At 69.1% G+C, this 17,893-nt stretch carries 17 protein-coding genes; 5 read left to right on the forward strand and 12 right to left on the reverse strand.

Annotated features, from left to right (window positions below):
- Positions 1-4 precede the first annotated feature (4 nt).
- Positions 5-1,573 (reverse strand): hypothetical protein, encoded by a 1,569-nt coding sequence (locus ACSMTC_RS40150; protein ID WP_436565073.1) that lies wholly within the window; start codon positions 1,571-1,573, stop codon positions 5-7.
- A 141-nt stretch (positions 1,574-1,714) separates the two neighbouring features.
- Here ACSMTC_RS40150 and ACSMTC_RS40155 point away from each other — a divergent pair, with 141 nt between their 5' ends.
- Complete coding sequence (locus ACSMTC_RS40155) at positions 1,715-2,056, forward strand: hypothetical protein (protein ID WP_436565074.1); 342 nt, start codon at positions 1,715-1,717, stop codon at positions 2,054-2,056.
- A gap of 211 nt (positions 2,057-2,267) precedes the next feature.
- Here ACSMTC_RS40155 and ACSMTC_RS40160 read toward each other — a convergent pair whose 3' ends face one another.
- The 4 genes from ACSMTC_RS40160 to ACSMTC_RS40175 form a co-directional block, all read right to left on the reverse strand.
- Positions 2,268-2,738, reverse strand: coding sequence for a sigma factor-like helix-turn-helix DNA-binding protein (locus ACSMTC_RS40160; protein WP_436565075.1), 471 nt, complete (start codon positions 2,736-2,738; stop codon positions 2,268-2,270).
- A gap of 49 nt (positions 2,739-2,787) precedes the next feature.
- Positions 2,788-3,756 (reverse strand): helix-turn-helix domain-containing protein, encoded by a 969-nt coding sequence (locus ACSMTC_RS40165; RefSeq protein ID WP_436565076.1) that lies wholly within the window; start codon positions 3,754-3,756, stop codon positions 2,788-2,790.
- A gap of 1,086 nt (positions 3,757-4,842) precedes the next feature.
- Positions 4,843-5,550, reverse strand: a complete 708-nt coding sequence (locus tag ACSMTC_RS40170) for a hypothetical protein (RefSeq protein ID WP_436565077.1) — start codon at positions 5,548-5,550, stop codon at positions 4,843-4,845.
- Positions 5,547-5,918, reverse strand: coding sequence for a hypothetical protein (locus ACSMTC_RS40175; protein ID WP_436565078.1), 372 nt, complete (start codon positions 5,916-5,918; stop codon positions 5,547-5,549). Before ACSMTC_RS40175 ends, ACSMTC_RS40170 begins: the two co-directional genes overlap by 4 nt.
- 99 nt (positions 5,919-6,017) lie before the next feature.
- Here ACSMTC_RS40175 and ku point away from each other — a divergent pair, with 99 nt between their 5' ends.
- Positions 6,018-6,836, forward strand: a complete 819-nt coding sequence (gene ku / locus ACSMTC_RS40180) for a non-homologous end joining protein Ku (protein ID WP_436565079.1) — start codon at positions 6,018-6,020, stop codon at positions 6,834-6,836.
- 69 nt (positions 6,837-6,905) lie between these two features.
- Here the strand turns inward: ku and ACSMTC_RS40185 are convergent, their stop codons facing one another.
- From ACSMTC_RS40185 to ACSMTC_RS40200, 4 genes are all read right to left on the reverse strand, one after another.
- Entirely contained in the window at positions 6,906-7,070 is a 165-nt protein-coding gene (locus ACSMTC_RS40185; RefSeq protein WP_436565080.1) for a hypothetical protein, read from the reverse strand.
- Between the two features lie 111 nt (positions 7,071-7,181).
- The gene (locus tag ACSMTC_RS40190) at positions 7,182-7,931 is read right to left on the reverse strand and encodes a hypothetical protein (RefSeq protein ID WP_436565081.1); all 750 of its coding nucleotides are present in this window, start codon (positions 7,929-7,931) and stop codon (positions 7,182-7,184) included.
- A gap of 3 nt (positions 7,932-7,934) precedes the next feature.
- Complete coding sequence (locus ACSMTC_RS40195) at positions 7,935-8,546, reverse strand: sigma-70 family RNA polymerase sigma factor (protein WP_436565082.1); 612 nt, start codon at positions 8,544-8,546, stop codon at positions 7,935-7,937.
- On the reverse strand, positions 8,547-8,687 hold the full coding sequence (locus ACSMTC_RS40200; RefSeq protein ID WP_436565083.1) for a hypothetical protein: 141 nt from the start codon (positions 8,685-8,687) through the stop codon (positions 8,547-8,549). It lies immediately after the preceding gene.
- Between the two features lie 422 nt (positions 8,688-9,109).
- On the opposite strand from ACSMTC_RS40200, the gene ACSMTC_RS40205 reads away from it, so the two are divergent.
- The 3 genes from ACSMTC_RS40205 to ACSMTC_RS40215 all read left to right on the forward strand — a co-directional run bounded on the left by ACSMTC_RS40205 (position 9,110) and on the right by ACSMTC_RS40215 (position 13,832).
- On the forward strand, positions 9,110-12,322 hold the full coding sequence (locus tag ACSMTC_RS40205) for a tetratricopeptide repeat protein (RefSeq protein ID WP_436565084.1): 3,213 nt from the start codon (positions 9,110-9,112) through the stop codon (positions 12,320-12,322).
- Between the two features lie 501 nt (positions 12,323-12,823).
- Positions 12,824-13,624, forward strand: a complete 801-nt coding sequence (locus ACSMTC_RS40210) for a hypothetical protein (RefSeq protein WP_436565085.1) — start codon at positions 12,824-12,826, stop codon at positions 13,622-13,624.
- Between the two features lie 40 nt (positions 13,625-13,664).
- Positions 13,665-13,832: a hypothetical protein gene (locus tag ACSMTC_RS40215; protein ID WP_436565086.1), complete on the forward strand. Its 168-nt coding sequence runs from the start codon at positions 13,665-13,667 to the stop codon at positions 13,830-13,832.
- Positions 13,833-14,646: 814 nt separating this feature from the next.
- Here the strand turns inward: ACSMTC_RS40215 and ACSMTC_RS40220 are convergent.
- The 3 genes from ACSMTC_RS40220 to ACSMTC_RS40230 form a co-directional block, all read right to left on the reverse strand.
- Positions 14,647-15,825: a serine/threonine-protein kinase gene (locus ACSMTC_RS40220; RefSeq protein WP_436565087.1), complete on the reverse strand. Its 1,179-nt coding sequence runs from the start codon at positions 15,823-15,825 to the stop codon at positions 14,647-14,649.
- Between the two features lie 153 nt (positions 15,826-15,978).
- Complete coding sequence (locus ACSMTC_RS40225; protein WP_436565088.1) at positions 15,979-16,539, reverse strand: Uma2 family endonuclease; 561 nt, start codon at positions 16,537-16,539, stop codon at positions 15,979-15,981.
- A 339-nt stretch (positions 16,540-16,878) separates the two neighbouring features.
- Positions 16,879-17,889 carry a quinone oxidoreductase family protein gene (locus tag ACSMTC_RS40230; RefSeq protein ID WP_436565089.1) on the reverse strand — a complete coding sequence of 337 codons (1,011 nt, stop codon included), beginning with the start codon at positions 17,887-17,889 and terminating at the stop codon, positions 16,879-16,881.
- Between the last annotated feature and the right edge of the window lie 4 nt (positions 17,890-17,893).

Here is a 17,893-nt window from a genome sequence, read left to right on the forward strand (position 1 = left end):
GGGATCACCCCGTGGTGGTCAGGAAGCGGGTCAGGAAAGCGGCGATCTGTTGGGTGCGGGTTTTGAGCATGGCCTCGGCTGGCTGGGCCGGGTCGGTGCGCGACGGGACCGGGATGAACTGGGTGGCCAGGGCGTCGTCGCCACAGCCGAGGTCGTCAAGCGCCGCTCGGCTCCATCCGCCGTGGCGTCGCAGGACGGCTCCGGTGTCGACGCTGGCCAGGACGTAGTCGGCGAACCAGTTCCGGTACTGGGGCCACAACGGGACCAGGTGCATCTGGGTCGCCGGGAAGACCAGGTCGGAGTGAGCCAGGTCGCACACTCTGCCCTCGGTGCCGGCCGCCTGCGCCATCGCGTACAGCAGAGCGGACGCGCCAAAGCGCTCGTGACCTTGGCGATGTAGCCGATCGGTGCTCCACTCGGTGACCGGTGCGCGGTGGATCAGGCCGGACAGGAACCGCTGCGCCTGGGCATAGGTGTCGCTCTGGTTCAGCCCGGCGATGACGCTGCGCGCCTCGTTGTCGTGCGTGACGAACAAGCCCTGGGCCACGACCTGCGCCAGCCATCGGCCGGCGAAGTCGTCATGGGCAGCGATGGGGAACTGCACGAACAGGTGGCAGACGATCTGAAACGCCGAGGTCTGGACGATGAACTCGTCCGCGACGACGCCCCGATTGCGCACGTACTCGGCAAACAGCCTGGCCCCGTGATCGGCCTGCGCCACCGCCCCGGCGATCTGCTCCGGTGAGGCGTTCACCGCATTCCGGCGGCGCACAGCGCCGGGCAGGCCCCGCTGGATCAGCTCGTTGACCGCCGAGACGGTGAACACGGCCTCGAGACCTTGGTCACTCATGTCCAGCATGAGTGCGTCGATCCCGTCGACGACGTCTGGAGCTCGAAGCGACAACCGGCAAAGATCGATCTGCGCTCTGGGCAGGAGGGTGGTGAACCCGATGGCGTTGCGGATGCAGAACACTTCGAACGCGTCCTGGGGACCCCCGTACACCCAGGCCATCAGAATCGAGGCATTCAACAGCCGATCGAGCATCTGCAGCACGGGCTGGACGCAATCCTGCGGATCCACGACGCCTGCGCGGGTCAGGACCGGCAGCAAGGTGCCGTCGCCGCGGGCGGACAGCAGGACTTTCAGCGGGATCTGCGGCACCCGATGGTCCCCCAGAGGCGAAAACCTCAAGCGGTCACGCGAGAACACGGCCAAGCCGATCTCCAGGCCGGGGCCGCCGATGCGCTTCCACTTGGTCTCATCCCACCACGACGGTCGCTCACCCAGTCCCGCCAGCAGCGCGGTGAGTCGCTTCTGCCCATCGATCACTATGTATTCGGCCTTCGTCGCAGCCGTATACCTGCCTCGTACTGGCCGGTCCTTCGGAGCCGGCCGCCACAGGAACAGCGGCCCGATCTCGATCTTCGGGTCATGCGCCAGCGACTGGAAGAGCGACGCCACCAACATGGCGTCCCTGACAGCGAAGAGCCGCTGAAACCCCGCGATATCAATCGCCCCGGCGCGCGCGTGACCGATCAATTCCTCGAAAGTGACGGACGTCTTGCCTTCCACGACAAACCCCAAGGCCAAGGAACGCTCCTGCCCTCAAGCTAGCCCCCTGCTCACCACAGTGGCCAACTGATCTGTCCCGCACAGGAAAACGAATCCGGAAACCCGCCCACGCCGACGTGGCGGAAACGGGAGACTGTGCCAGTGAGCCTTCTGCTGCGGCTGCGCCGCTACCTACACCACAGAGCGCATCGCTGGGTCCAGGGGAGCAGTGAGGCAGGGCACGAGACCCGGTCGAAGGTCTGGGGCGTGGCGAGTTTCGTGGCGGGCGGGGCTTGTTCGCTGGTGGCCGTACCACTGAGTTCGTTGCTGGGTCTGGGGGATGTGGGCAGCGGCCGACTTGCCTTCTTCGTCGGGTTCAGCGTGTTCATGGCACTCCTTTGGTGCGGTCTGGTAGGGCCGACCGAGTACTCCGCGCGCACGGTTGTGGTGGTATCCATCACTGGGCTCACAGCGATCGCGCTGGCGGCTATCTACCTGATCTGACGCCGCACCGTACGCTGATGGCCGGGCCTGCGCATTGGTCGCAGGCCCGGCCGGAGCGCGTCGCCGCTTCATACAGCCTTGTCTACCGTGCCGCGTTACGGTCCCCGGTCAGGTTGTCCCCGCTTCACTGCGGTGGCCTCGATGCCGCGGACACAGCGCAGCCAGCGTCCCAGGCGGTTCGCTTCTCCGGGACTTTGCTCCTGCCTCGGGTTCAGCAGGTGTCCTCGCCGCCTGGCAGGCTCAGGCCGTCTGGGCGGTGGGCCTGCTGGTCGGGCTCGATCCGGATGGCCCGTATCTGGCTGTGGACTGCTGGCTCCTCGATGCCGGTGAGGTATGCGATGTCCCGCAGCGGGAGACCGAGGCCGTAGTGCAGGAGTACGAGGTCCTGCTGGTGGTCTGTCAGCCGCCGTACGGCGCGGCTGCCGGGGTGGGCGGCGCGTACGTGGTGGGTGACCGCCTTCCAGGCGCAGGCGGCGGCGTTGGAGGTGGTCAGGATCTCCTCCCAGTGATCGGCGAGGTACTCCAGCGCCGATCGGACCGCGGCCTGGGCGCGGGCGAGGTCCGCGAGGAAGAGGTGCGCGTACTGGACATAGCGGTGGTGGTGGAGTTCGCACAGCGCGGTGAACTCCAGCGGCGGCAGCCGGTTGTAACGGTGGGGCGCGTAGGCGGGAGCGAAGGGCATGTCGGTCTCCCCCGAGTGGTCGTGGCGTGGGTACGGGCCGGAACCGGGCTCAGCCGAAGGTGGGGATGGTGGTAGGTGCCTGTGTGGGGCTCTCGGGTGTCCAGCGCGGGTCGTTGGCGAGCTGGACTCGCTCCCACAGCGGCCTGATGTCTTCCGCCCGGCCGCGCAGCGCGGTGATCAGGGATTCGAGGACCGTCCAGGAGGGGACGGCGGACTTCTCCAGGACCGCTTTCACCGCATGCGCGGTGAGACGGGCCGGCTCCTTGGCGGCGACATCCCGGGGGTCGGGTTTCGCGGCCGCGAGGTACAGACCCTTCAGGGCGGCGTGCAGGTCCGCGACGGCCTGGTCCCAAGCGCCGGGGCGGGCGGCGAAGAACGGGGGCGTGGGGCGGGAGCCGTGGGCAGCCTCCCACAGGCACCGCACCTGCGCCGGGTCCCCTTCGCAGGCGCTGACCAGGTCCTTGGTGATGTCCCAGGACGGCAGCCGTTCCCCGGACAGCAGCCGCGAGACGAAGGACGCGGATACCTCCACCTCCCCGGCCAGGCCACGCACGGACTTGCCCGACGAGCGCTGCAGATACGACAGCGCGCTGCGCAGCTGCGCCTCGGGGTCGGCCGGCGCGCGTGTGATCTCGTCGGCCGCCGAGCCTGGGGGTGCGTCCGGTCCGGCGTCGGCGCCGGTGTGGCCGGGGCGGGTCCTGGGCTGGCGCCGGGCGGTGGCCCGTCGGGGCCGGTTCTCGCGTTCGCTGCGTTGGCGGAGCCTGCGGGCGGCCTTCTCCTTCGACCAGCGGCTGCTGGCCGTGTCGGAGCTGACCCCGATCACGTCGGCGATCGGCTTCCAGCCGATGTTGCGCTCGCGTGAGAGCAGCACCACCGCGGCGTCGAGGTCTTCCATCTCGGTGTGCAGTGCGGCCAGCTGTTGCAGTTCGGCCAGCGGGAGCTTGCGGGGGTCGGTGGAGGTGGCCAGGTGCTGCAGGCGGCGTGCTTCCGCCGCCAGGGATGCCGCGATCCTGGCCACGGCGACGGAGAAGATCGGGGCCGCCGTCTGGCCGGTCTCCGCTGCCTGGTCTTCTTCCTGTTGTTCGCGGCGGGCGTTTTTACGTGCCTCGGCCCGGTTCGCTGCTGCCCGGCACTTTGGCGTGCAGTAGGTCTTGCGCCGGCCTCTCTTGTTGGGCGGGAAAAGCTCGCTGCAGTGGCCACACGTGCTGTGCTTGGCCGGTTCCGTCATAGGGGTCGTCCTCATCTCGTGGCTGGGTGCACGCAATCGGGTGAAGGCGCGGAGAGGTTTTCGTACGCGGACGGCGAAGAGTTCCAGACGGGCCCGCGAATAAACGACGCCGCAGATGATCAGAGGCCGGCCTGGGGGTGGCCGCCGGACGCAACCGGAAATCCGGCCGCCCCCAGATTCGCTTCAGCCGCAGATACGCCGGTAGGAGAGGTAGCTGCGGTTGGCAACGGCGCCCGTGGTGAACACCAGCGCCACGAGTCCCCGGCCCGGGTGAGCCCCGTCAGCCGCCATGAGGACGGCGGTCACCGGTGCCACGAGAGCCCCCAAACGCACGATTGCCGAGCAGGCAACGGCGGGCCGGGTTTCCCGGGGATGCGAGGCGGACATGTTAGTTTCGATCACGCGAGTAACGGACGCCACCCTCGGGTGCCGGCCAGTGCTCAGGTCAGGACTCACAATGAGCTCCTTGATCAAGTGACAAATCAACGGTGAGCCCCGGCAATCAGGTTTCCTACGCCCCGCCGGGGCTCTCCGCATCTCAGAACCCTACAAGCCCGTCGCCACGGAGTGTTAGCCAGCCGTCACACTAGTCGTACGTCCGTCCGGTAACACCTGAGTGATGAATCCATAAATCACCCTCCGTTCGATCAGATCCGGCCGAAATCGGAAAGAAATCGCACGGAATATGCCCCGGAGAACAGCCTGGACAGGGCACCTCCGGCAGACGAAACGGCAAAATTCCCCGCCCCACACCCCCGAACCAGGGCATCCACGCAGCTCACAGGCCCTCCCCGGCGCCAGGCCAGCAGATCACCTCCCGGCCCACGGGGCGTTGCCGGTTCGGTCAACCCCACCGCCAAGCCACCCCGCCCGCCGTCACACCGCGGCAGCACCGGCTCCCGCCACGGGCCGCGACACCGAATCGACCACCGGAACGCTCACCCGTCCATACTCGTCCGGCAGCAGCAACCGGGCCTTCCTCGGCCGGGAGGCGCTACCCCTCCCGGTGGCAATCACATCGGCCTGGCGCTGCCGGAGCTGGCCCCACCCATCCCCTAGGCCGGACCAGGTCGCGGCGGCGACGGTGAGCTTGAGCTGGGCGCCGGGCCACGGGTTTCCACAAGCGATGAGGATCGTGCCGGTACTGCGCAGGTGGGCTCCCAGGCGAGCCGCCGTCCGGGGCTCCATCCGGGCCGGCGGACACGCCAGCACCAGAGCGCAGGGTCCGGCCAGGGTCCGGACGATCTCGGCGAACTTCTCGTCCGGCAGATCGTCGACCAGCAGCATGCGGGCCATCGGCCATCCGTAACCGACGGCCGCCGCCAGCCCAAGGTCTGGCATCCCCACGACGGCGGACCAGGTGGCCGGCGTCGCATCCGCTGGTCCAGCCGCCAGAGCCAGGGCAAGGCCGGTGTCGGAGACCTCGGTGACCGTGCCCTTGGCCAGACCGCCGTACGGGAGCAGCGGGGCGAGCGGGGGCAGGACGGGGACGGTTGCGGCGGCGGCTTGTGTGGCCCGGGTGGCGGGTGAGGTCTGTTCGAGGAGTTCGGCGAGGGAGGGCCGTTGGACGGCGGTGGCGGTCATGGCGTGTTCCCGGCCGGGCTGCTCGGCGGTGTGTCTTTGGTGGTGCCGGTCGGGGGTGTGGGGACGGGGTGGATCGTCGCGGAGGAGTAGAGGTACCAGCCCCAGTCCAGCAAGCCGTCGCCCCATCTGACCAGGGCGACCCAGCGGGTGGATCCCTGGTGCAGGCGCCAGCGCTCCACCCGCCCCGGGCGCCACTCGCCAGCGATCCGGATCTCCACCCACCGCCACCTCGGCTCCGCGTCCCAGCTGCGGCCGGGGCCGCTCATCAGGTCGCGCGGCGCGTAGACCGCATCTCCGGGCAGCAGGTCCGGGCGGTGGGGGCGGGAGAACGGAACGGCGGGGGTCACACCCTCAAGAATATCGCTCATATGTTCGATTCAATAGGGCACGGTCACCAGAGGTCAGGATGGGTACGCGCCCGAGCAGAGAGCACGGCGCAGCAGGGGGCCGAGATCCTGGAGGATGCGATGCCGAACGCGATCGCCAAGCTGTCGATCATCTTCTCTCTGGTTTCTGTGCCTGTAACCGTGTTCGCCGCGACTGGCCCGGGCCGGCACGAGGTGCCGCTGCACCTGGTCCACGGCGGCGACTGTGGCGCCAGGATCCGCCAGCCGAAGGTGTGCGAGGTCCACGGCGAGGTGCCCGCAGGCGACATCGCGCGCGGCTACGAAGCACCGGACGGGCGCATCGTGGTGCTGACCCGGGACGACCTCGCCGACCTGCCCCTCGCCACCACCAAGGAGATCCGCGTCCTCGGCTTCCTGGACGCCGCCAAGGTGGACCCGATCGCCTACGACCGCGCCTACTACCTGGCCCCCTCCATGCCAGCTGGGGAGCGCCCCTACGCCCTGCTATGCCAGGCCATGCGGGAGGCGAATCAGGTCGGCGTCGCCCGCGTCGCGCTGCACACCAAGGAGAGCCTGGCCGTGCTGCGGGTGCACGGCGACATGATCGTGCTCCGGACCCTGCTCTGGCCCGACCAGGTCCGGCCGTCCGCTGGCCTCGCCCCGCACGACATCGAGCTGAGCCCGAAGGAGGTCCAGCTCGCCCGACAACTGATGGACGCCGTCACCGCCGACTTCCGGATCGAGACCGAACACGACGACTACGCCCGCGCCCTGGAAGAAGTCGTCGAAGCCCGCCTCGCCGGCATCGAACCGCCGCACGCCCCCGCCTCCCGCGTCCTGCAGCCCGGCCGCCCCGTCACCGACCTGACCGCCATCCTGGAACGCGCGATCGCCGACGCCCAGGAGCAGCACCCCAAGACGCGCCGTGGGGGGGCCTGACCTGCGGCCTCTCTTCGGTGCCTTGCTGGCATCGCCCCCTACGCTCGGACTCACGGCGGAGTGATCTTGTCACTTCTTCCTGCGCAGCAGGATGGTGAGGACGAGCCGGGCGTCGCGGCGGCGGCCGGGGCTCGGGGCGGCTATGGCGGTGAGCGCGACCAGGGTGAGGGTGAGGGTGTAGCCGCCGGCAATGGAGGTCAGGCCGGTATTGAGGATCGTGTCGAGAACGGGCATGGCGTTGTTCCTTCGCTGGTCGGGTGAACCGGATGCGGGGTGCGCCGGGCGCGGCGCGGTTCTGCCCTGGGCCGCGGCCCGTTGCCTGTGGGATGGGCCGCGGCGGGCGGGTCAGTTGGCGACGAGGTCGTGGAGGTGGTCGGCGATGTCGTCGGTGGGGAGTCGGAAGGCTCCGCACATCTCGTCGCGGAGGGTGGGTCGGCTGTCGATGGCCTCGCGCAGGGCCGGGTCCGGCCGCTGAAGGTGGGTGTCGGTGAGGTACTGGACGAACCAGGCGGTGTTGCGGGCGTATTCGGGCACTGTGGGGGGTGTGGGGACGATGGCCTCGGAGGGGCTGCTTTCGAGGCGGGCGGCTTGGTCGAACCAGTGCTCGGCGTCTCGCAGTTCGCCGAGCCGGGCGTGATGGAAGTAGAGGCAGTAGGCGGCGGTGCCGTTTCCGGCGCCGGCGGCGAACTGCCACCACCACTGGGCTTCGCGGGGCTGGCCGGTCAGGTGGAGCAGGCAGGCGAAGACCAGGCCGCCGCGGGGCTCGATGCGGTCGCGGTCGGGTTCCATCAAGTTGTCGAGCCAGTCTGGCGCCTGGTCATTGTTGATGACATGGGTGGCCAGCAAGCGCAGGTCACGCTCGGCGTAGTCGTGGAAGGTCAGCCCCTGGGAATCGGTCACAGGGGCCGCGGCAAGGGGCGTTTCACCGGGAGCGCACGGGCATGCGGGCAGCCGTGGCGGGGGCAGTTGCTGGGGGGTGCGGCGGGCGGCGAGTTTCTCGGCGATGCGGCGGCGGCCGGCTTCGACGTCGTAGCTGGGCTGGTCGGCGCGGGTGCGGCGGGCGCGGTGGAGCAGGCGGTCGAGGTCGCTGGTCATGTCTTACTCCTCGTCAGCGTGGGCGGTGGAGCTGAGGCGGAGCAGGCGGCGGGGGGCCAGGCGCGCTTCGAGCTTGGCCCTGGCCTGGCAGAGCAGGGACCGGACGGTGGCGGATTCGATGCCCATGACTGCGGCGGTCTTGTCCATGCTGAGGTCGTTGAGGCAGTGCAGGAGGATGACATCGAGCTTGGCGCCGGACAGCTCCAGGACGGCGGCGGCAACGGTGATGCCGATCTCCAGGTCGGTGACGGCGTGGGTGTCGATGTCCCGCAGGATCGGTTCGAACTCGCGCCGCAGGGCGTAGGAGAAGGCGTGCTTCTGGACCAGGGCGAGGTGTTCCTTGCGGCGCTTGGACTCGGCTTCGACGACGTGACGCAGCAGGGCCCAGGCGTAGGCGGCGGGGTTGGCCTGGGTCATCACGTGGTCCCAGTGGTCGGCGAGTTGGGCGAAGACCTCGTCGACCAGGTCCCGGGCGGTGTCGTCCTCGTAGAGCAGGGAGGTCGCGTAGATCAGGTACTCCGGGGCGTGGAGGGCGTGGAAGGCCTGGAACGCTATGGGCAGCGTGGATGCTTCCGGGATTCCCTTGAAGCCGTCGGTGGAGGTGGCGTCGTTCACTCAGGCCTCCTGCAGGCAGTCCGGCAGGGTGCCGCGCGGCTTGGTGGAGCGCATGTCCCGACCGGCGGGCCGGGCGACTGGTGCGGCGAGGGGTTGGAGGGTGGGGCGGCCGGTCTGGGGGGCGTGCAGGTCGATGGGCATAGGGGTTCCTCGGCTCGGGGCGGTGAGCGACACCCAACCGGTCAGTAACTTAACGTACCGAATGATCACCGGAGAGTGCCGATGTGGGTCATCCAACCGTTCGAACACCGGCTTCGTTCACGCAAAGAAGGTAAAAACAAACGGAGCAACACGTTCCGAGGTTTGATCAGCACCCCATTCGCGCGGCACCGAAGCAGCCGCTTGAAGTCGAGCGGCGAGACCACTGGGGGAGTGTCGTGCGGGGCGTCCACCGCTCCCCGTATCCGATGAGGGCGACTATGGCTGTTCATCAGGACCAACAGCGCCAGGCTGATTGTCGCGGGCGCAAGCTTTCGGAATCGGTGGTCTGCACCCGGAGCGCGCGCAAGGATGGGGCAGCGGGCCGTAACGTCGGCCGTCCAGCTCAGAGTTGAGGGGGAAAAGTGTCTGGTGGGCGTAGCTGGCAGGATCTGATCCGCGGTCATCAGAAGGCTAGCTTCATCGGCCGGCACCGGGAGCTGGAGTGGTTCCGGGAGAACCTTCGACTGCCGGTCGAGGAGCGGCGGTTCATTCTCAGCATCCATGGCACCGCCGGTGTCGGGAAAAGCTATCTGCTCGACCAGTTGAGGCAGGGCGCCGAGCAGGAGGGCCAGGCGGTCAGTGCGCGGGTGGACGAGGGATTTGAAAGTCTGTTCGCGGTCGTCGAGTCGCTAGGTAACCAGTTGGTGCGGCAAGGCCTGAGCATGAAGGCGTTCCGGAAGCAGCTCGACGCTGTCCGGCAGCAACGCGAGCAGACAGGCGACGTCCCTGCAGATGCCGGGCCCTCTCCGGTCAGCCGCATAGTGGCTGGGGTCGGCCTGGCGGCCGCGCAGAGCATCCCGGTGGTCGGGCCGATCGCCGGGATGGTCTCCGTTGACCACGTAGCTGAGGGCGCGCATCGGATCAGCACGGTTCTTGGCGAGCGCCGCCGTCGGGGGGAAGACCTGGGCGGTGGCGTGGAGACGATGCTGACCTCTGCACTCCTGGAAGGGCTGCGCGCGGAGTCCGGGCCGAAGCCGGTGCTGCTGTGCTTCGACACCTATGAGCTCCTGGAACCGCTCGTCGACTCCTGGTTGCGGGCTCTGGTAGGCGGCCGCTACGGCGAGGTGCCGGCCGAGACCATGCTGGTGGTCAGCGGACAGCGTTCGCTGGACACCTACCGGTGGGCGCCATTCCTGGCCGTCATCGCTTCCCTGCCGCTGGAGGTCTTCACCGAGGCTGAGGCCCGCCAGTACCTTGCGAGTCGGCAGATCACGGACGCCGAGATCGTGTCAGTCATCCTGGCCCTGTCCGGACGACTGCCGGTACTGGTCGCGACGTTGGCGCAGTCCCGTCCGCAGAGCCCGGACGAAGTCGGTGACCCCAGTGGAGACGCCGTCCAGCGGTTCCTGAAGTGGGAGCCGGACACGCAGCGGCGGAACCTGGCGATCCGCTGCGCTCTGCCGCGGACGGTGGACCACACGGTGTTGGATGTGCTGCATCCCGACGTGACCGATGCTCCGTACCTCTGGCTGCGGTCCCTGCCCTTCGTGCGGGAGTCGGGTGCAGCGATGCGCTACCACCAGGTGGTAAGGGACGCGATGATCCGCTACCAGCGGATAGCTCTGCCCTCGCAGTGGGAACTGACACACCGCGGGCTCGCGAACCGCTTCGGTGCGCTCCGAGCCCAGGCAGCCGAGAATCACAACGCGGGCGAGACCACGGATGTCTGGCGGCGCCACCGCTTGGAGGAGCTCTACCACCTGCTCTGCGCAGACGGTGCGGCCCGGCTGCCCGAGGCCCTGGCCGAGGCAGCACTCGCGGCCGATCTATCCCGGCGAGAGGACGCCCGCGCGTGGGCACAGATGCTCCTCGAGGCCGGTGTCGACTCCGGCCATGCCGAGATCCGACGCTGGGGGCAACGACTCCTGGAGGCGTGGGAGGACACCTGGTGGTCCACCACGTTCGTCACGGCCTTGCTCGACGGCGCCGCACTCGAGGGCCATGCCCGGGCCGCAGCCCTGTCGGCCCGCGCCCGCGCCCGCTACCTCCAAGGGCAGTACCCGGAGGCCGCGGGCGACAGCGACCAGGCTCTGGCCTCGTGGCCGGGCAACCCGCGTTTCCTCTGCCTGAGAAGCGAGATCCACGCGGCCATGGGGCAGTTCCCAGAGGCCGCGCTCGTGGCAACCCGGTCCATCGAGCTGGCACCTAACCTGACGGATGCGTATATCGCTCTCGCCTGTGCCGAGCTCGGCATGAACCACACTACCGAAGCGCTGACGGCGTACTCGAGCGCCTTGGAAGTCGCGCCGGAGAACGAGACAGTTCTCCTTGGTCTCAGCACGGTGCACAGTGTTCTTGAGGACATGGAGACTGCCCTCTCCTTCTGCGAGCGGGCCCTGGCAGTCAGCGAATCGGCGAGCAGCGTGGCCGAGCGCGCAGAGATCTTCGCGGCCACAGGCCGGAGTGAAGAGGCCAAAGCCGATGTTGAGCGCGCACTCTCGATCGACCGCTCTGTATCTGTTCTCCTGGCGTGCGCCGACGTCCAGATCACTCTCGGCCGGACAGACCTGGCCCGGGCCCTCGCCCGGGAGGCCGAACAGATGGCCCCCGACCAGGCTGGCACCTACGTAAGCCTCTCCTGGATCGCCCACCGCTGCGGACAGCTCGACGACGCGGAGACCTTCAGCAAGAAGGCCATCGATCTGGCGCCCTACAACCCTGAGTACGCTTCCTCCCGCGGCACATTGATGTGGATTCTCGGACACCACACCCAGGCGGTCGAGGCCTACGACCGAGCGCTGCAACTACGCCCAGACTGGATCCAGTGGCTAACCGCCAGGGGCTGCTGTCACGAACTCACCGGTGACCTCGAAAGCACCTTTCGTGACTTCTCACGAGTGGCCGAGCTGGAGCCCCAAAACGTGGACAGCAAAATCCACATGTCAAGTCGGCTCATCGCGCTCGGCCGCTACGCCGAGGCACTTGACCGGCTGGCCGATCCTCAGAACGAAACCGCCGACCACCCCTGGATCCACGGCCTGCACGGCTGGACACTGCACTGCCAACGGCGCGAGACCGAAGCCCTCGCCCAGATCGATCAGGCACTGGCCGCCTCTAACCCGCCACCGGGAGCGTGGAGCCTACGCGGATGGATTCACTGGGAGCTGGGGAACCTCGCCCAAGCCGACGAGGACTTCACCACCGTCATCGACAGCGGCAACAAGCCGGTTCCGTGGACCATGATGGGACGGGCCATCGTCCGCTGCTACCGCGGACGCTACGACCAAGCCGAAACCGACTTCGGCCAGGCCATCACCTGGTGGCTCGACGTGAGCAGGGCCGAACTCGCACGCTCCGCATCTGACTTGATCCGCCGACACCGGACCCGCAACCTCATCCCGCTCACCGAGATACTGCGGACGGTCGCGATCCTCTCCTACGAACCGCGCTGGCCCGACACGGAGGATCCAATCCGGAATCTCACCGCACTCCAGCCCTCAGCAGACCTGATCTCCGACTGCATGCAGCTGGTGACTGGTCTTGCCTCCACGGTCCGCGAACATCGACCGCAGGCCCTGCGCTCACAACGCCTTCTGGACCGAGCGGTGGAGTTTCTCCGGGCGATGACCGCGTAGCTCCGCGCGCACACCCGACCCGCCGGGCAGGATGCGGCCCATGCCTTGGCCCCAGCGACGGGCTGGTGCCGCAGAGGTGTCCAGCATCCGCGGCGCCACCATCACCTCACGCTGACGTCCAGACCGGGCTCGGCCGCCGAACCGCGCACCCTCGCAGAGATACCGCCAGCTCATCAAGGCACTGGCGGCGCGCGATGAAGCGCCGCGCCGCCCAGGCGCAGGACCTGCTCGACCAGGGCCGTGGGTGTAGAGCTGGCGGGCGTAGTCCTCGGCGTTGGGTCGCGGAACGGACAACGTGCCGCACGCGGCGAGGCGGTTGCGTTAGAGTCTCGGGCAGGGCTGGACGCGCACCGCCCGAGCCACTGTCACCGGCGCCCACGCCGCAGGTGACGCCGATGGCCAAGGTTCTTCGGGACCCGCGCTCCAAACCTTTCTTGTTCTCCGGCTGCCCTCCGTGGCCGGCGGGTAGCGTGGGAAGACCCGCCGGGGTGGGAGTGCACCGTGACCAAACGCAAGACGACCGCGAGCGCCCAGGCCCGTGCCCTCGCCGCCAGTGCCGACCTGCGCTACGCCGATGCGCTGCGCCAGGTGCGGGCGGGTACGGGTGTGTTGACAGCGGGGCTGCTGCTGATGGAGGCCTCCACCCAACCGCTGCTGCCGCCAGGCGATGACTGGTGGGTGGAGTCCGACGAGTTCGACGAGGAGGAGTTGTTCGAGCCGCCGCGGGACCCGAGGCGCTACTTTTCGCAGTTGCTTGGGGAACCGGTGCCGCTGAACAGCGTGTTGGGCCTCGTAGGCGTAGCGGACCGGGATGCCGAGCTCGTGATCGAACAGCACATCCCCGGCCGGGGCGTCTGGGTCCGGATCGGCGACCGGCGCTTCGTGATCTCGCTGGATGCAGACAGGAGCTACCGGCTGTGCGGTCGGCGCGGATGCAACCAGACAGTCAAGCTATCGGGCCGGTGTTACGACCACTTCCCGGAGTCCGGCGGCCCGAGCCCACTCAACCGGTTCTGCCTGGAGCTCGAGGTCAGCGAAGCAGCCGCCCGGCTCTACCTCGAACGAGAGACCTACCACAGTGACCTGCAGGACCTGCTGAAGACAGCGGCCCGCACTGGGATCGAACCCGACGATCTCCGCGACGCAATCTTCACGTACATCCCCTACCTCAAGGCCGAGCTGAGCGCCTACATCGACAAACTGATCGACGAAGCGATCAACGCGCAGGGCGAGGGCAGTACGGGACAACCGCCCGGCGCTCCGTCCGAGCGTGAGCAGGCGACCAGCTGTACCGCCCAGTAGCAAACCTCCGCGTCGACCACCCGAGGACCCGCATCTCGCCATGGCCACCACCCCAGGCGCCCATCGCCCCAAACCCCGAAAGATCAAAGTAGAGATCGGCACCCACCTCCACCTCACCATCAACCTCTACGTCTCCCCGCAGGCCCTCAAGCTGCTCACCGTCCTGATCGGCGGCGGGGGAGGGCTGTGGGCGCTACTCCCGCGCTGATGCCTTCAGACGACAACCCGCAATCGGCGCGCCGCTCCCGTCATTACTCGTCAGTAACTGGGGGTTGTAACTCCCCGTTCTTTTAACTCCAGAACTAACCGCCGCACTGTCCCCAGCCGACAGTGCCTCCGGCGGGCTGACGGTCCGTGCCGCTGCCGCCACATGCGCTGGGCACCCACGCCGACCTACTGGCGGGGGCTGGCGGGCGTCACTGCGCCAGTCACGGAATTCCGGCTGCCGCCGGAACCGGGCCCCCGGGGCCCTTTCCATGCCTACAAGGTCCAGCAGCTGGTGCCAGTGCCCTGCCGCCACTGGTGCTGCCGGTCGGCGGCCAGTGCGGGCCAGCGGGTGGTCCCGTCCCAGGCCATGAAGGTGGGCAACGAGGGTTCGTCGTCAGGTGGGTCGTGACGTCGGTAACCGCCCGGAGTTGGGCAGGCCGCAGCACCTTGTCCAGGGACCGGACCGGCAGGCGGCTCCGCCCGGCACGCGCACCGGCCACCTTCTCCGGGGGCAACCGCACCGGCCGGACCGTCCACGGTCCGGCCGGTGCGGTGACGGGCCGACGGCGGGGCCGGCCACGGCCCTGACGGCGGATCCGGCGGCGCAGTCCAGGCGGCAGGGAAGGATGGTCCAGCGCATCCGGGCGCTGGCCAGGGTGCGGTAGCGGAGCGCGCCGCGCTCAGCCGCCCGGTCCGCTGTTGGCCGCAACGTTGTTGTGGTTGCCGCCCGGGCCCGGCGCGGGCGGCAGGGCACCAGGGTCACCAACAAGGCGGGGAGAGCGAGGGGCAGACGGGCCACCAGCAGGCAGGGTCGGTCAGGGCTCGATGTGCACGGTGACGTAGAGGTCGCCGTTCTCGCCGCCGTTGGTGCCGGGGTTGCCCAGGCCGCGCAGGCGCAGGCGCTGTCCTTCGCGGACGCCTGCGGGGAAGCGGACCTGGTGCTCCCGGACCCGCGTGGGCGCGCGGCCGGAGCCGCGGCACATCGAGCACCAGCCCTGGTCCTGGTACTTCGGGTTGCCGGCACAGTCCGGGTAGGTCGTGTGGGAGCTGACCCGGAGGGGAACGGTGGCGCCGTTCCGGGCCTCCTCCCGGCTGAGCGTGACGTCGGTGGGATAGTCCTTGCCGCGCCGGGGCGCGTGCCGGCCGTAGTAGCGGTCGCCGATCTCGTTGATGGCGGTGCGGGCCTGGTGGGCATCCTGGGGGCGGTCGTCGGGGTTCTTGGCGAGGAGGCGGGCGACCAGGTCGTCGAGTTCGGGGTAGACGTCCGGGCGAAGCGTTCGCAGGGCCGGGGGCGGCTGGGTGGCGTGCTGGTGGGCGAGGTTCCAGAAGTTGCCGCCGGCGAACGGCGGTGCGCCAGCGAGGGCTTCGTGGAGGACGCAGCCGAGCGCGTACAGGTCAGAGCGGTGGTCGAGGGCACCGTTGAACGCTTCGGGGGCCATGTAGGCCGGGGTGCCGATGAGGATGCCGGTGGCGGTGATGTGGTGCTCGGGGTCGGCGCTCTTGGTGATGCCGAAGTCGACCACCTTCGCCGAGGCGGCGGCGGACTCGGTGTCCAGGACCATGATGTTGGCGGGCTTGATGTCGCGGTGGACCAGGCCAGCGTCGTGGGCGGCGGCCAGGGCATCGGCGACGCTGTAGGCGATGTTCAGGGCCGCGGCGCGGCCGAGGGGCCCGTGCTGCAGAGTGGTGGTGAGGGGCTCGCCGTCGATCAGCTCCATCACCAGGTAGGCGACCTGGCGGCCGTCGAGAACGGTGGAGCCGAAGTCGTGGACGGTGACGATGCTCGGATGGGACAAGCCTCCGGCGACCGCGGCCTCGCGGGCGAACCGTGCGACCTGCTGGCTGCTGTCGGGGCTGCCGTCGCTGGTCAAGACCTTGACCGCGACCCAGCGGTCGACCTTCGGGTCGTAGGCCTCCCACACCTGCCCGAAGCCGCCCGCTCCGATCCGCTCGCCGAGCTCGTAGCGCCCGTCCAGCACGGTCCCCGCCTGCACGAACTCCCCTTCCGGTAGCGGCCGCTGTGTCCGGTCCGTCGGTCACGCTACGCGGATGTACCCCCTCGGGGAGGGGAAACCCGACAGTCGCCCGAACGCGGATGGCCGGACACCTCGTCGAAAGTGTCCGGCCATCCGCGGTGCCGTGCGGGACTACCGGCGCAGCGCCGCGGGGTCGAGGTCGAGGGGGAACGGGTCGGTGAGCGCGGTGGTCTCGCCGACCTGGACGAGGCGGTCGACGTAGGCGCCTCGCTCGAGGTGGCCGAGGTACAGGCGCGGGGCGGGTTCGAGTTCGAGGCGCCAGTAGTGCTCGATGCCGGCCGCGGCGTACAGGGCCGGCTTCATCTTCTTGTCGGTGACCCGGGTGGAGGGCGAGGCGATCTCGATCGCCACCGCGACGTCGTGGGCGCTCAGGGTGGTGCCGGCGTCGGCGGCCGCGGCTGCGTCGGCGACGACCAGGTCCGGGATCAGCAGGCCGTCGGGCACGATGACGTTGACGGCCTCCAGCACCTCGAACGGGGCTTCGGCGTTGTCGATGGCCAGGCTCAGGAGCATGGCCAGGCGCAGGCTGGCCCGCTGGTGCGGAACGCCGGGGTTCGGACTCATCAGCAGCGCTCCCCCGACCAGCTCGATCCGGTTGCGGGGGTCCTCGGGCAGCGCCAGGACATCCTCGACAGTCCACGGCCCGCTGTGCTCAGTGACTGCAACGCTCACGTCATCCTTCCCTTCACCCGATGCCCCCTATTGTCCCCGGCGGGGACCGTGGGCGGTACCAGGCTGGGGTCACGCGGCGTTGGAGAGGAAGACGTGCAGTGGCTGACGCGGCTCGGTGGGCTGGTCGGTCATCGGTCGCCGCCGGCGGCGCGGGCGTCGCCAGCCAGGGCCCACTGCTGGCCGCCGATCGGCGCGGCCAGCGACGCCATCGCCTGTTCGTCGGTGCACAGCAGCAGGCCGTGGCGGTAAGTACCTGGCGCTGTCGGGGATCTTGGCGATGACGGTCGGCCATGCCCTCGACATCTCAGTCTCCAAGATCCCCGACCTCGTCACCCGCGATCAGCTCTGCGTCTCCTCGCGGCGTCCAATAGCGGCCGCATCGGGTACGACGAGCAGCTTGCCGGTGGTACGCCGAGCCTCCAGATCGCTGTGGGCCTGGGCGGCCTCGGACAATGCGTAGCGGCCCGTTACGGTGACCTCAAGCGCCTTGGAGCGCACCCACTCGAACACATCGGCGGCCCGTCGGAGCAGTTCGGACCGATCGGCGATGAAGTCCCCGAGGCTGGGCCGGATCAGGGTCAGCGAACCGCCGTGGGCGAGCCGAATCGGATCAAACGGCGGCACGGCACCACTTGCCGCGCCGAAGAGCACGAGATGGCCGCGGGTTCGCAGGCTGGCGAGGCTCGCATCGAAGGTGTGCGCGCCGACGCCGTCGAAGACAACCGGCAGTCCCTGACCGCCGTTGAGCCGCCTCACCTCGGCTGCGAGATCGTCGACTGCGGAGGAAAGGATCACCTCAGCGGCCCCGGCACGCTTCGCCAGCTCGGCCTTCGCCGTGGTCGACGTCGTGCCGATCACCCTGCCGCCGAGATGGGTGATGAGCTGGGTCAGAAGCAGCCCCATGCCACCAGCAGCCGCATGCACGAGCACCGTGTCGCCCCCCTGAACCGGGTAGGCGTCCTTGACGAGATAGTGCGCGGTCATGCCTTGGAGGAGCACGGCGGCGGCTGTCTCGAAGCCGATATCGTCGGGCAGCGGCACCAGCCGGGAGGAGTCCACGACGGCCCGCTCGGCGTACGTGCCGGGAATCTCCACCCAACCGACCCGGTCCCCGACTGCGACGTCAGCGACGCCGGGTCCAACTTCGACGACCGTGCCGGCGCCCTCAGTGCCCGGGGTGAAGGGCAGCGGGAGGCTGTATCGGCCTTCGCGGTGGTAGACGTCGAGGAAGTTGACCCCGGATGCGGCGACCTCCACGATCGCCTCGCCCGGACCCGGCCGCGGCTGGTCCACCTCGGCCTCGTGCAGCACCTCGGGACCGCCCACTTCGTACACCTGAATCGCTCGCATGACC

It is taken from the genome of Kitasatospora sp. HPM-01-4, assembly GCF_051374625.1.
Classification (GTDB): Bacteria; Actinomycetota; Actinomycetes; order Streptomycetales; family Streptomycetaceae; genus Kitasatospora.

What these genes read in the sequence shown, in the direction of transcription:
- ACSMTC_RS40160 (WP_436565075.1), bottom strand. Translation starts at nt 2,738, where the DNA reads ATGCCCTTCGCTCCCGCCTACGCGCCCCACCGTTACAACCGGCTGCCG.
- ACSMTC_RS40170 (WP_436565077.1), bottom strand. Translation starts at nt 5,550, where the DNA reads ATGACCGCCACCGCCGTCCAACGGCCCTCCCTCGCCGAACTCCTCGAA.
- ACSMTC_RS40175 (WP_436565078.1), bottom strand. Translation starts at nt 5,918, where the DNA reads ATGAGCGATATTCTTGAGGGTGTGACCCCCGCCGTTCCGTTCTCCCGC.
- ku (WP_436565079.1), top strand. Translation starts at nt 6,018, where the DNA reads ATGCCGAACGCGATCGCCAAGCTGTCGATCATCTTCTCTCTGGTTTCT.
- ACSMTC_RS40185 (WP_436565080.1), bottom strand. Translation starts at nt 7,070, where the DNA reads ATGCCCGTTCTCGACACGATCCTCAATACCGGCCTGACCTCCATTGCC.
- ACSMTC_RS40190 (WP_436565081.1), bottom strand. Translation starts at nt 7,931, where the DNA reads ATGACCAGCGACCTCGACCGCCTGCTCCACCGCGCCCGCCGCACCCGC.
- ACSMTC_RS40200 (WP_436565083.1), bottom strand. Translation starts at nt 8,687, where the DNA reads ATGCCCATCGACCTGCACGCCCCCCAGACCGGCCGCCCCACCCTCCAA.
- ACSMTC_RS40215 (WP_436565086.1), top strand. Translation starts at nt 13,665, where the DNA reads ATGGCCACCACCCCAGGCGCCCATCGCCCCAAACCCCGAAAGATCAAA.
- ACSMTC_RS40230 (WP_436565089.1), bottom strand. Translation starts at nt 17,889, where the DNA reads ATGCGAGCGATTCAGGTGTACGAAGTGGGCGGTCCCGAGGTGCTGCAC.